Annotated in this window: 18 protein-coding genes and 2 pseudogenes; 2 read left to right on the top strand and 18 right to left on the bottom strand. The window is 58.6% G+C overall.

The genetic code is table 11. From position 1 onward, the window contains the following. Positions 1 to 182, bottom strand: a 182-nt coding sequence (locus Q0O19_RS05280) for a ubiquinol-cytochrome c reductase iron-sulfur subunit N-terminal domain-containing protein (RefSeq protein WP_295520702.1), incomplete at its 3' end; no start/stop codon positions are given. 138 nt (positions 183 to 320) lie between these two features. Here Q0O19_RS05280 and Q0O19_RS05275 point away from each other — a divergent pair. Continuing rightward, a pseudogene (locus tag Q0O19_RS05275) lies at positions 321 to 494 on the top strand (MscL family protein); the annotation flags it as partial. A gap of 43 nt (positions 495 to 537) precedes the next feature. Here Q0O19_RS05275 and pdxA read toward each other — a convergent pair. After that, positions 538 to 1,581 carry a 4-hydroxythreonine-4-phosphate dehydrogenase PdxA gene (gene pdxA / locus Q0O19_RS05270; RefSeq protein ID WP_295520700.1) on the bottom strand — a complete coding sequence of 348 codons (1,044 nt, stop codon included), beginning with the start codon at positions 1,579 to 1,581 and terminating at the stop codon, positions 538 to 540. 55 nt (positions 1,582 to 1,636) lie between these two features. Further along, positions 1,637 to 2,389: a Nif3-like dinuclear metal center hexameric protein gene (locus Q0O19_RS05265; protein ID WP_295520699.1), complete on the bottom strand. Its 753-nt coding sequence runs from the start codon at positions 2,387 to 2,389 to the stop codon at positions 1,637 to 1,639. An 84-nt stretch (positions 2,390 to 2,473) separates the two neighbouring features. On the opposite strand from Q0O19_RS05265, the gene Q0O19_RS05260 reads away from it, so the two are divergent. Next, complete coding sequence (locus Q0O19_RS05260; protein WP_295520697.1) at positions 2,474 to 3,631, top strand: trypsin-like peptidase domain-containing protein; 1,158 nt, start codon at positions 2,474 to 2,476, stop codon at positions 3,629 to 3,631. A 45-nt stretch (positions 3,632 to 3,676) separates the two neighbouring features. On the opposite strand, the gene tatC is transcribed toward Q0O19_RS05260, so the two are convergent. The 15 genes and pseudogenes from tatC to hisH form a co-directional block, all read right to left on the bottom strand. Continuing rightward, positions 3,677 to 4,465: a twin-arginine translocase subunit TatC gene (tatC, locus tag Q0O19_RS05255; protein WP_295520696.1), complete on the bottom strand. Its 789-nt coding sequence runs from the start codon at positions 4,463 to 4,465 to the stop codon at positions 3,677 to 3,679. A gap of 42 nt (positions 4,466 to 4,507) precedes the next feature. Further along, positions 4,508 to 4,975, bottom strand: coding sequence for a Sec-independent protein translocase protein TatB (gene tatB, locus Q0O19_RS05250; protein WP_295520694.1), 468 nt, complete (start codon positions 4,973 to 4,975; stop codon positions 4,508 to 4,510). 25 nt (positions 4,976 to 5,000) lie between these two features. After that, positions 5,001 to 5,249 carry a Sec-independent protein translocase subunit TatA gene (tatA, locus tag Q0O19_RS05245; RefSeq protein ID WP_295520692.1) on the bottom strand — a complete coding sequence of 83 codons (249 nt, stop codon included), beginning with the start codon at positions 5,247 to 5,249 and terminating at the stop codon, positions 5,001 to 5,003. 95 nt (positions 5,250 to 5,344) lie between these two features. Further along, positions 5,345 to 5,701, bottom strand: coding sequence for a histidine triad nucleotide-binding protein (locus Q0O19_RS05240; RefSeq protein WP_295520691.1), 357 nt, complete (start codon positions 5,699 to 5,701; stop codon positions 5,345 to 5,347). Between the two features lie 25 nt (positions 5,702 to 5,726). Beyond that, the gene (locus Q0O19_RS05235; protein ID WP_295520689.1) at positions 5,727 to 6,089 is read right to left on the bottom strand and encodes a hypothetical protein; all 363 of its coding nucleotides are present in this window, start codon (positions 6,087 to 6,089) and stop codon (positions 5,727 to 5,729) included. A gap of 3 nt (positions 6,090 to 6,092) precedes the next feature. Beyond that, the gene (locus Q0O19_RS05230) at positions 6,093 to 6,461 is read right to left on the bottom strand and encodes a phosphoribosyl-ATP diphosphatase (protein WP_295520687.1); all 369 of its coding nucleotides are present in this window, start codon (positions 6,459 to 6,461) and stop codon (positions 6,093 to 6,095) included. Between the two features lie 14 nt (positions 6,462 to 6,475). Beyond that, complete coding sequence (gene hisI, locus Q0O19_RS05225; RefSeq protein ID WP_295520686.1) at positions 6,476 to 6,865, bottom strand: phosphoribosyl-AMP cyclohydrolase; 390 nt, start codon at positions 6,863 to 6,865, stop codon at positions 6,476 to 6,478. Positions 6,866 to 7,012: 147 nt separating this feature from the next. Continuing rightward, positions 7,013 to 7,327, bottom strand: coding sequence for a helix-turn-helix domain-containing protein (locus Q0O19_RS05220; protein WP_295520685.1), 315 nt, complete (start codon positions 7,325 to 7,327; stop codon positions 7,013 to 7,015). Positions 7,328 to 7,493: 166 nt separating this feature from the next. Then, a complete protein-coding gene (locus tag Q0O19_RS05215) occupies positions 7,494 to 7,961 on the bottom strand; it encodes a GNAT family N-acetyltransferase (protein ID WP_295520684.1) in 468 nt (155 codons plus the stop codon). A 10-nt stretch (positions 7,962 to 7,971) separates the two neighbouring features. Continuing rightward, the gene (locus tag Q0O19_RS05210; protein WP_295520682.1) at positions 7,972 to 8,220 is read right to left on the bottom strand and encodes a DUF1272 domain-containing protein; all 249 of its coding nucleotides are present in this window, start codon (positions 8,218 to 8,220) and stop codon (positions 7,972 to 7,974) included. Between the two features lie 32 nt (positions 8,221 to 8,252). Further along, positions 8,253 to 8,333: pseudogene (locus Q0O19_RS05205) on the bottom strand (FosX/FosE/FosI family fosfomycin resistance thiol transferase); the annotation flags it as partial. Positions 8,334 to 8,491: 158 nt separating this feature from the next. Further along, positions 8,492 to 9,292, bottom strand: a complete 801-nt coding sequence (hisF, locus tag Q0O19_RS05200; protein ID WP_295520680.1) for an imidazole glycerol phosphate synthase subunit HisF — start codon at positions 9,290 to 9,292, stop codon at positions 8,492 to 8,494. 20 nt (positions 9,293 to 9,312) lie between these two features. Next, positions 9,313 to 10,170, bottom strand: coding sequence for a D-hexose-6-phosphate mutarotase (locus Q0O19_RS05195; protein ID WP_295520679.1), 858 nt, complete (start codon positions 10,168 to 10,170; stop codon positions 9,313 to 9,315). A gap of 19 nt (positions 10,171 to 10,189) precedes the next feature. Then, positions 10,190 to 10,930: a 1-(5-phosphoribosyl)-5-[(5-phosphoribosylamino)methylideneamino]imidazole-4-carboxamide isomerase gene (gene hisA / locus Q0O19_RS05190; protein WP_108332550.1), complete on the bottom strand. Its 741-nt coding sequence runs from the start codon at positions 10,928 to 10,930 to the stop codon at positions 10,190 to 10,192. 47 nt (positions 10,931 to 10,977) lie between these two features. Further along, complete coding sequence (gene hisH, locus Q0O19_RS05185; RefSeq protein WP_295520676.1) at positions 10,978 to 11,634, bottom strand: imidazole glycerol phosphate synthase subunit HisH; 657 nt, start codon at positions 11,632 to 11,634, stop codon at positions 10,978 to 10,980.

Below are 11,634 nucleotides of genomic sequence, written 5' to 3'. Positions count from 1 at the left end.
TTTTCGCCCGGGTTCAAAGCGGAAATATCCACTTCTACTGCCGCGCCAGCCGCCTTGGCTCGTTCGGAGGGTTGGAAGCTGCTGACGAAGGGGGTGGCCACAAAGCCAGCGCCTACGGCACCTGCGCAACCGGAGGCAATCAGCCAGGTCCGTTTGCTGCTGTCGACTGGGGTGTCACTCATGGGAATCCTCTAGCGAGTCGTTATCAGGGTCAACCCGGGATTCTAACGGAGAGAAGCAGACAAATAACTGACAAGACCCTTGACTGGGCTGTGTTGATTCAGAATCGCCCATGTTATTTTTATTTTGGAGTGCCTGATATGTCTTTTTTGGAGGAATTCAAATCTTTTGCAGTAAAAGGCCATGTCATCGACCTGGCTGTGGGTGTGATCATTGGCGGCGCTTTCGGCAAGATCGTCGACTCGGTGGTGGGCGACTTGGTGATGCCCTTGGTCAGCCGTGCTTTTGGTGGCTTGGATTTTTCCAACTATTACTGAGCTTTGGCTGGCCAAAATGAAGGGCTAAGGCATGGCCAGGTCAATGGGTGCCACTGACCATTTGACGGGCCATGCGAATGGCCTGGATCAGGCTGCTGGCATTGGCCACGCCTTGACCCGCAATGTCCATGGCAGTGCCATGGTCAGGACTGGTTCGGATCAACGGCAGCCCCAGCGTCACATTGACCCCTTGCTCCACGCCCAGGTATTTGACCGGGATCAGCCCTTGGTCGTGGTACATGGCGATCACCACATCAAACTCTCGGCGGCCATCGGCTTGTTGTCGCGCACGCATGAACACCGTGTCAGGGGCATAAGGGCCATGTACATCCAAACCTTCTTGCAAAGCCAAGGCCACACAGGGCTGCAAGATGTCGATTTCTTCGCGGCCAAACATGCCACCCTCTCCCGCATGCGGGTTCACTCCTGCCAAGGCCATGCGTGGTCTGCGCCCAAGCAATGGCCTCAAGGCAGCGTCGGTGATGCGCAGGGTTTGCAAAACGCGCTCCAGTGTGATGGCCTCTAGCGCTTGACGCAAAGACACATGGATGCTCACCAGCACGGTGCGCAACTCGTCATTGGCCAGCATCATGCGCACAGGCATTTGCTCAGTGGGTACGCCCATGTACCTCGCCGACTCGGCTTGCAGCAATTCAGTGTGGCCAGGGTATTGGTTGTAGGGCGTGCCTGCGGCATGCAAAGCCTCTTTGTGCAAGGGCGCAGTGACCACTGCCGCCACATCGCCACGCAAAGCAGCACGGGTGGCCCACAACACGGCCTCTCCCGCCAATTGCCCAGCAAGCGCATCGACTTGCCCCCAAGGCAGAACAGGGGCAACAGGCACGACCTGGAGCACAGGCAAGCATCGCGGCGGCACTTGCAAAGCGTCTGCAGGGGTCTCAATTTCACACACGGGGTAAACAGGCACAGAGTGCAACAGCACCATCGCCCGTCGCATCAGACCTACATCGCCAGCGACAAAACAGCCTTGTGTGAGCTCGGGGGCTTGGCACCAAGCGCGGGCCACGATTTCAGGCCCGATACCGCAAGGATCGCCCGGCGTGATGGCGATGGAACGGGACATGAGGGGGATGGGCAATGCAGCGTTGGAAGTCATTCACAGGGGTTTCAAAAGAGGTTCAGGCCGGGTTGTCGATCTCGATGAAACGGTGCTCAAGGCCCAGATTTTGCGCCACATGCGCAGCCAAAGCCGGGGCGCCGTAACGCTCGGTGGCATGGTGACCACAAGCCAAAAATGCCACTCCGGTTTCTTGGGCTAAATGCGCTTGGGGCTCGGATATTTCTCCTGTGATGAACGCATCAACACCTTGGGCAATCGCCGCCTCAAAATAACCCTGCGCGCCACCCGTGCACCACGCCACGCGCCGCACAGGTCGATCACCGCCACCCACACAGGTCACGGCCCGGCCCAGCTGCCTAGCGACATGGTCTGCCAGCGCCTGCGGGCCAGACCAGGTTTGCGCGCAGGACCCCACAAAACCCAGATTTTGCTCACCAAAACGACCGTCGGCTTGCAGACCCAGCACGCGCGCCAGTTGGGCGTTGTTGCCCCATTCAGGATGGGCGTCCAAAGGCAGATGGTAAGCAAACAGGTGGATGCCATGGGTCAGCAACAAGCGCAGCCGCTCGCGCATCCAGCCTGTGACGCGCCCATCCTGGCCGCGCCAAAACAGGCCATGGTGCACCACAATGGCATCCGCTTGTGCTGCAATGGACGCTTCGATCAAGGCCCGGCTGGCGGTCACGCCGCTGACCAACAATTGGATGTCTCGGTCGCCTTCGACCTGCAAGCCGTTGGGGCCGTAATCGCGGAACTTTTCTGGCTCGAGCAAAGCATCAAAGGCTTGGCCCAAAATTTTGGCGTGGGTCATTGGCAGTGGCTTTCTGTCTTGAATCCCTATTGTGGCGCAGGCCGTTCCATCACGGACGGACCCGAATCAAGCACAATCCAAGACATGAAACGATATTGGCTTTTATTTTCTCAATGGGTCACCGTCTTGCTGGCCATCTGGTTTGTGGTGGCCACTTTGCAGCCCGAATGGCTGCGAAGTGCCAAGCGCTCGGCCGACGGTATGACTTTGCTGCAAGCGCCCGTGGGTTCGGCCCTGAATCGACCGGCAGGCAGTCTGAGTGCACCGGCTCGCCAAGCATCACCTGCAGTGGTCAGCATCAACACCAGCCAATCCAAGAACCGGCGTCCCCAAAGCCAAGACCCCTGGTTCCGATTCTTCCATGGCGACCAAGAGGAACAAAATCCGGCAGGTTTGGGCAGCGGCGTCATTGTGAGCCCGGAAGGGCACATCTTGACCAACAACCACGTCATCGAAGACGCGGACGACATCGAAGTGGTGCTGGCCGATGGGCGCAAAGCCACAGCCAAAGTCATCGGCACCGACCCTGAAACCGACTTGGCCTTGTTGAAAATCACGCTCGACAAACTGCCCGTGATTGTTTTGGGGCAAATCCAAAATTTGCAGGTAGGCGACGTTGTGTTGGCGATTGGCAACCCTTTCGGCGTGGGCCAAACCGTGACCTCGGGCATCGTGAGCGCCCTGGGGCGAAGTCAGTTGGGTATCAACACGTTTGAAAACTTCATCCAGACCGATGCAGCCATCAATCCGGGGAACTCAGGGGGGGCGCTGATCGACGTGAACGGACATTTGATGGGCATCAACACGGCCATCTACTCCCGCTCGGGCGGCAACATGGGCATTGGTTTTGCCATTCCGATCTCTACGGCGCAACAGGTCATGCAAGACTTGCTGCAAAAGGGCAAAGTGATTCGGGGCTGGATTGGGGTGGAGCCTCAAGACCTGTCAGCGGAGCTGGCACAAACCTTCCAGTTGCCCGCAGCAGGCCAGGGCATGCCAACGGGCGTGGTCATCACTGGCGTGCTGAAAAACGGCCCTGCGGCCAGTGCGGGGATTCGCCCAGGCGATGTGATCGTCAAGGTGGCGGGGCAACCGGTGCGCAATGTGGCCGAATTGTTGACACAGGTGGCCAGTTTGAAGCCTGGCGCACCCGCTGAGGTGAACATTTGGCGTCGCCAAGGCGAAGTCAACCTCCGCTTGACACCCGCTGAGCGCCCTGCAGCCAGCAAACAGCGCCGATAATTCACGCCAGGACCCAGCTCCTGAGTTTCCCTACACAACAACGGGTCAGGCCGGCGTGTCGGATTCTTCAGGCGCCTGTGTGTGTTTGATGAAAATTTGCGCAGCCCAGATGCCCAATTCATAGAGCAGGCACATGGGAATGGCCAGCGCCAGTTGCGACACCACATCGGGCGGCGTGACCACAGCGGCGATCACAAAAGCCAGCACTACAAAATAGCCCCGAAAATCTTTGAGCTTTTGCACGGTGACCACGCCCATGCGGGCCAAAACCACCACGGCCACAGGCACTTCAAAGGCCAGTCCAAAGGCCAGGAACATGGACAACACAAAGCTCAAATAAGCCTCGATGTCAGGCGCTGCGGTGATGCTTTTAGGTGCAAAGCTCTGAATGAAGCTGAACACTTGGCCAAACACAAAGAAATAGCAAAACGCCACCCCAATGAAAAACAACAAGGTGCTGGACACCACCAAAGGCATGACCAACTTTTTCTCATGGCTGTAAAGGCCAGGGGCAATGAAGCCCCAAACTTGGTACAAGACCACCGGCAATGCGATGAGGAAGGCGCTCATCAGCAAAATCTTGAGCGGCACCATGAACGGCGAGATCACCGACGTGGCGATCAAGGTGGCACCTTTGGGCAAATGCACTACCAAAGGCGCCGCCAAAATATCGTACAAATTACCCGGGCCCGGAAAGATGGCCAGAACCGCAGCGGCCACGGCCACGGCGGCTACGGCCCACATCAAGCGGTCGCGCAACTCGATCAGGTGCGCCACAAAAGGTTGTTCTGAACCTTTGAGTTCGTCGTCGGGCTGCGAAGGGGTGTCAGACATGGCAGGGTCGGTAGGACTTTACGCACCTGAGGTGCGTTCGCGTCACAGTGAATTGAGGAGCTTGGGACGGTAACGGGCCACGCGAGCAGCGCCCGACAGTGCTTTCGTGCGCACACCTGAGCGGGCTTTGTACCACTGAGGCATGGCACCCCGCTTAAGACGCCAGTTTTTGTCTGGGCGAACGTAGTAAGGCGGCGGTGGCTCGATCGCAGGCAAATCGTTGCTCAGTCCCGCCGTGGTCTCAGCCCAATCTTTTTCAAAATCAGAAGCCGTGGTTTGAACGGTTTGCTCGACATCGCGGGCCGCCGTCTCCATGGTTTCTTTCATTTTTTTTAGCTCTTCCAAGTCCATGGACCGGTTGACCTCGGCCTTGACGTCGGAAACATAACGCTGCGCTTTGCCCAGCAAAGCGCCGAGCGTGCGGGCCACTTTGGGCAACTTCTCAGGACCGATAACGATCAACGCCACCACCCCGATGAGGGCCATTTTCGAAAAACTTAAGTCCAGCACAGTGCAGCGCTCAGTAGTTCAACCATCAAGACTTGGTCTTGGCTTCAACGTCGATGGTGGTCTTTTCAGCTGGAGCCGTGGTTGAAGCTGTGACCTGGGCGGCCACAGGCGCCGTTTCATCCTCAGGCTTGACGCCGCCTTCCTTCATGCCGTCTTTGAAGCCTTTGACAGCGCCACCCATGTCAGAGCCCAAATTCCTGAGCTTTTTGGTGCCGAACACCATGACCACGATCAGCAGCACGATCAGCCAGTGCCAAATGGAAAAAGTACCCATGAAAATCTCCTAAACTAGTTGTTGAATTCTAAGGGCTGTAGCCCTCTCAGAAAAACTGCCTTGATTAAACAAGGATTTGATGACAATCGCGAGTTTCATCCGCGCAACCATGGCCGAGGGCCGCCCATGACGTGCATGTGCAAGTGGTGCACCTCTTGACCGCCCTCTGACCCACTGTTGACCACAATGCGGAAGCCGCCATCCGGATAAGGGTTGCAGCCCTCTTGCAAAGCCAGCTTGGGGGCAAGCGTCATCATGTGCCCCATCAAAGCAGCGTGCTCGGGGGCCAGCTGCGCCATCGAAGGGATGTGCAGCTTGGGGATGATCAAAAAATGGATGGGGGCCCACGGCGCGATGTCGTGGAAGGCGAACACCTGCTCGTCTTCATAGACCTTGCGAGAGGGAATCTGGCCCGCGATGATTTTGCAAAAAATACAGTTGGCGTCGTTCATGGCTAACTTGGATGAAAAAAAGGGGTCAGTCGGTGACAGGTCGCTGTGCATTCAGGCGCACCATGCCCAACACAATGCGGTACAAAAACCAGATGGAAGTGGCCACCCAGGCCAGCCAGCCCGGAAAGACAAAGAAAAACCAAAACGGCGCAGTCACCAGGTACAGCAAGGCCGCCCAGATCACCGTGCGGATTCGATAGCTGAAATGCGTGCGCTCCCATCCCACGGCATCGCCTTTTTTGACCGCATCGATGATGAGCGCCACCACCAGCAAGGCTGGACCCATTTGCGCCCCGGGAATCACCGCACTCACGGCCACGATCAGGTGCAGAATGTAGCTGACCCAGCTGATGGTGTGGGCGCTGTCGTCCAAGGCCTGGTCATTCATGGTTCATTCCCCCAATCGTTCGCGCTCTTGCACTTTGCGCAGGGCTTTTTCTTCGAGGCCACTCAGGCCCTCTCGGCGGGCCAGTTCGTTGACCACATCAGCGGGCGTCAGGCCATAGTGTGCCAGTGCGATCATGCTGTGGAACCACAAGTCTGCCACTTCGCCCACCAGCTTGGCTTTGTCCCCGCCATGGTCCACGTCTTTGGCGGCCATCACGGTTTCGGTGGCTTCTTCGCCGATTTTTTTCAAAAAGGCATCAGGCCCTTTGTGCAGCAGGCGGGCCACATAACTTTTCTCGGGGTCGCCGCCATTGGCTATTTTGCGGCTTTCGACCACCGCGGCAAGGCGGTCAAGAATGTCCTGGTTGGTCATAGGCTTTGGGGCGCTCACTTGTAAATGGTTTCAGGGTCTTTGAGGACCGGGTCCACAGCCTGCCAGCCGTCGGGTTGCAGACTTTGGAAAAAACAACTGTGGCGGCCCGTATGGCACGCAATGCCCGGCTCATGCCCCAGCTGGGTGATTTTGAGCAGCACCACGTCATTGTCGCAGTCGAGCCGGATGTCGTGCACTGTCTGCACATGGCCCGACTCCTCACCCTTGAACCACAGCTTGTTGCGCGAACGGCTGAAATACACCGCCCGCTTGAGCTCAGCCGTTTTTTGCAAAGCCTCGCGGTTCATCCAGGCGAACATCAGCACGTCGCCAGTGTCTTTTTCTTGGGCGATAACAGGCACCAGGCCTTTGTCGTCCCATTTGATGTGATCGAGCCAATTCATAGGGGGGTGATCTTAATGTGTACGCGAGACCTTCAGGAGAAAGCCACAGAAACTCAGTCATCTAGCCTCCATTGCGCCATGTGCAATTGATCGCCTTTCAAACGATAAACATGCATTTGACACTCAGCTTGAGCGAGGGGTTCGGCCTCACCGCGCAGAAACTGCCAGAACCGCCTTCGGGTTTGTTCGAGCTACTGCAAGGAGCGTGCGCGCTGCCCCGCTTGGCCGCTTTCGTCCTTGCTCCCATCCTTGGAGCGTGCGCACGGAGACTCCCAGCAAGTTGGCGAACTGAGATTGAGACAGGCCAGTGGCCTCTCTGGCTTCTGTGGCCGACGAGACCACAACCTTGCCTTTGCCAGCCTTCATGTCTTTGAGTGACTGAAAAATCTCCGCACCAATGTCTCGCTTCGCTTCAAACGCAGCGATCTCGGATGAATTGAGCTTCTTAGATTTCGAGGGCACGACGAATCTCCTTGAGTGTGGTGGGTGAGATGTATCCAGCGCCGGCTTGCGGGTTCAGGGCAATGAAGGATGCGAATTCAGCTCGTTCATCTTCGTCCCAATATCTGGGCCACAGCTTCTGAAAGATGGGGCTTTCGACGACGGTCAGCATGCTTCAAATATACGCCTAAGGCGCATAGCTGTCAACGACTGACTTGTGCATGAACACACTGTTGGGGTCTTCCGTGTACGGGCCAAACGGGCCTCGACGGCTGTAGCCAAGCCGCTCATACAAAGCGATGGCTTCGGGTTGAAGGTAACCGGTTTCGAGCATGAAAAGATGGCAGCCACGGGCCTGCGCCTGCGCTTCCAGCCATTGCACCAGCGAGTGGGCAATGCCTTGGCCCCGGTGGCTTGGCAGCGTGAACATCCTCTTGAGCTCCCCATAAGTAGGTTCGATCACGATGGCTCCACAAGCCACTGCATGGCCCGATGGATCGCGCACGACCGCAAAGATGACATTGGGCTGCAACAGGGCCACCACGTCGATGCCATGGTGACTCTCTGCCGGATAGAGCGGCTTTTGGTACGCGTCCAGCTGCTCAATCAGCGCAAGGACTTCGGGCTGGTTGGCAGGCTCTGTGGTGATGAACATAAAGTCTTGTTCAAGCCGCCTCTTGGCAGCCAAGCTGCTTCACGACCCGTTCGGTGGATGCAGGGAACTTGATCAACTTGGCTGCAGGACGACGAGGACGGGCCAACAGCTCACCCCCGCAGTTGGGGCACTTGCCGGCCAACACACTCTCTGAGCATGTCGCGCAGAAGGTGCATTCGAAAGAGCAAATGCGTGCTTCCGTGGAATCGGGGGGAAGGTCCTTGTCGCAGCATTCACAGCTTGGGCGCAGTTGAAGCATGTTGTCATCCTCTGTTCAGTTTGTTGAAATGACCGCGCATACCTTTCAAGTCGCTCGTGAAGGGTACCCGTGAGCAACTCGAACAGATTGTTGTCGAAATCGTAGAAATACAAAACATGATGAGACTCAAGATCATCAGCTTCACCCAAGAGATGCTTTCTAACTTTTTGAATTATTGAACGAAGATCATCCGCTCCGGGTTTATGGAACTGAGGGTAGAACGCGCTGCCCGCTAAATGCTTGGCTTTAGCTTGAGCGGTTGCTCAGCGAGTCACAAGCGCACAGGAATCCCCCGCTCTTTCATCCGCTCTTTGGCCTGCTGCACGGTGTATTCACCGTAGTGAAAGATGCTCGCAGCCAGCACGGCATCCGCGCCGCCGATGCTCACGCCGTCGGCCAGGTGGTCGAGGTTGCCCACGCCGCCCGATGCAATCACGGGCACGCTCACCGCGTCGCTCACGGTGCGGGTCAGTGGCAGGTCAAAGCCGCTTTTGGTGCCGTCGCGGTCCATGCTGGTCAGCAGGATTTCGCCTGCGCCGTACTCGGCCATTTGCCTGGCCCAAGCGACCGCGTCCAGGCCCACGTTTTTGCGGCCGCCGTGGCTGTACACATCCCAGCCCGGGCCCATCGGCAAACCATGGGTGCCGATGCGTTGCTCGTCTTCGGCGCTGCGGCGCTTGGCGTCGATGGCCACCACGATGCACTGCGCGCCGTATTTGGCCGACGCGTCTCGGATGACTTGCGGGTTGGCAATGGCGGCCGAGTTGAAACTGGTTTTGTCAGCGCCTGCGTTGAGCAAGCGGCGCACGTCTTCCACCGTGCGCACACCACCGCCCACGGTGAGCGGGATGAACACTTGACTGGCCACGGCTTCGATGATGTGCAGGATCACATCGCGGCCATCGCTGGTGGCGGTGATGTCAAGGAAAGTGAGTTCGTCAGCGCCCTGCTCGTTGTACCGGGCGGCGATTTCCACCGGGTCACCGGCGTCGCGCAGTTCGACAAAGTTGACGCCCTTGACCACGCGACCACCGGTCACGTCGAGGCAAGGGATGATGCGTTTGGCGAGCATGGAAACTCTCTTTGAGGTTATCAGGGATTGAGCACTTGCAAGCGCTGCCAGCCCGCCCAGCGCTCGCCCGCAGGCAAGGTGATGGGCGTGTAGACCTGCGCGGCTTCAACGCACAGCATGTGTCGCCAGCCATCTTCGGGCATGTCGGCCAGTCGCGAGCACAGGGCCTCGGCCGGGTTCCAGACCACGGTGTGGGCCCAGCAGGGGCTTTGGCTGATCTGCAGGGAGTGGTTGAGTTTCAGGGGCTGTTGGGCCGCATCGTACACGCGGTCGAATTCGGCGGCAAAGCGCAGCGTGTCAGGCGCTTGCGCATGGGTGTTGGTGAGTGCATCCCACTCGAGCTGACCGCCCAAGCCTTGCAGCGTGGCCTGCGCCACATCGGCCACGGCCAGGTAGGTGTGCAAAGCCCCCGAAAACGCCAGCGCTTGCTCGTCGGTGTTGTGCACACCCAAAGTGATGTGCAGCGCACCAGGGCTCAAATCGATGTGCAGTTGCAGCTCGAAGGCTTGCGGCCACCATGCGCGGGTCTGGGCGTTGTCGGCGAGACGCAGTGTCAACTCAGCACGTTCGGCAAACAGCACAGGCGCATCGGCTCGCCAAGCCACGTTGCGGGCAAAGCCGTGTTTGGGCAGACGCTCGGCCAGGGGGCCGCGCTGGTTGAACTGGGGAAAGCAGACCGGCACACCGCCACGGATGGCGGCCTGGCCGTCCATCACACGGTTGGGGCTGAGGTACAGGCGCTCTAGCCCGCCCGAGACCCAACTCAGCACTTGCGCACCATGCAGCGCCACCACCAAACGGTCACCTGCTGGCAAGGCCAGCTCGCAAGCCGGCAGGCCTGCGAACACGGTGTCGCGACAAGTGGCCTGGCCGGTCATTTGGGGCTTTTTTGGAGGTTCAGCCGTTGAGTTCGTCGGCGCGTTGCTGTGCCAACGCGAAATCGAGGTCGCCCGAGTAGACGGCACGGCCACAGATCACGCCCTCGACGCCTTCGTCTTCGACTGCGCACAGCTGCTCGATGTCGGCCATGTTGGACAGCCCACCCGAAGCGATCACGGGAATGGTGAGGGCTTGCGCCAGCTTAACGGTGGCATCGATGTTGATGCCGCTCAACATGCCGTCACGGCCAATGTCGGTGTAGATGATGGACTCGACACCCCAGTCTTCGAACTTCTTGGCCAGGTCCACCACTTCGTGGCCGGTGAGCTTGCTCCAACCGTCGGTGGCCACTTTGCCATCCTTGGCGTCCAGGCCCACGATGATGTGGCCGCCAAACGCGGTGCAGGCGTCTTTCAAAAAGCCGGGGTTCTTGACGGCAGCGGTGCCGATGATGACGTAGCGCAGGCCGCTGTCGATGTATTTTTCGATCGTGTCCAGATCGCGGATGCCGCCGCCCAACTGCACCGGAATGTCGTCGCCCACAGCCTTGAGGATGGACTTGATGGCACCAAAGTTTTGCGGCTTGCCCGCGAACGCACCGTTCAAATCCACCAAATGCAGACGGCGTGCACCTTTTTCAAGCCAGGTTCGGGCCATGGCGGCAGGGTCTTCGCCGAAGGTCGTGGCTTGGTCCATATCGCCTTGTTTAAGGCGAACGCAGTGGCCGTCTTTGAGGTCAATGGCGGGGATCAGAATCATGGCGAATTAAAAAGGCTGAGGGGGTGAGAAACGGCAGTGAAAACTTCTCAAGGCTGCCAGTGGAGGAAATTGCGGAACAAGGCCAAACCTTGGGCCGCGCTTTTTTCAGGGTGAAACTGGGTGGCAAACATGTTGTCACGGGCAATCGCACAAGCAAATCGGCCACCGTAGTCGGTCTGGGCCGCGCTGTGCGCCGGCTTGGCCACTTGGGCATAGAAGCTGTGTACAAAATAGTACCAGCTGCCGTCGTCGATGCCTTGCCACAAGGGGTGCAAGGGGGCGTCCTGCCAAACCTGGTTCCAGCCCATCTGCGGCACTTTGTAGCGGGTGCCGTCGGGCTGGATTTGTCCCGCCAAGTCGAACTTGACCACACGACCGGGGATCAAGCCCAAGCCGGGCGTGTCGCCCTCGTCGCTTTGGTCCAGCAGCATCTGCATGCCCACGCAAACACCAAACAGGGGTTTGCTGGCGGCGGCTTCGAGCACAGCCTCCAGCAAGCCCGACTCGCGCAGCTCGCGCATGCAGTCGGGCATGGCACCCTGCCCTGGCAAGACCACGCGGTGCGCATCGCGCACGACTTGTGGGTCAGACGTCACCGACACTTCAGCATGGTCCACACTGGAGGCAGCGTGCATCACCGCCTGCGCCACGCTGCGCAGGTTGCCCATGCCGTAGTCGACCACAGCGACGCGGTTCAAGACCAT

Source organism: Limnohabitans sp. Rim8, from assembly GCF_945869175.1.
Classification (GTDB): domain Bacteria; phylum Pseudomonadota; class Gammaproteobacteria; order Burkholderiales; family Burkholderiaceae_C; genus Limnohabitans_A.
This window is presented reverse-complemented; position numbering and strand designations above follow the sequence as displayed.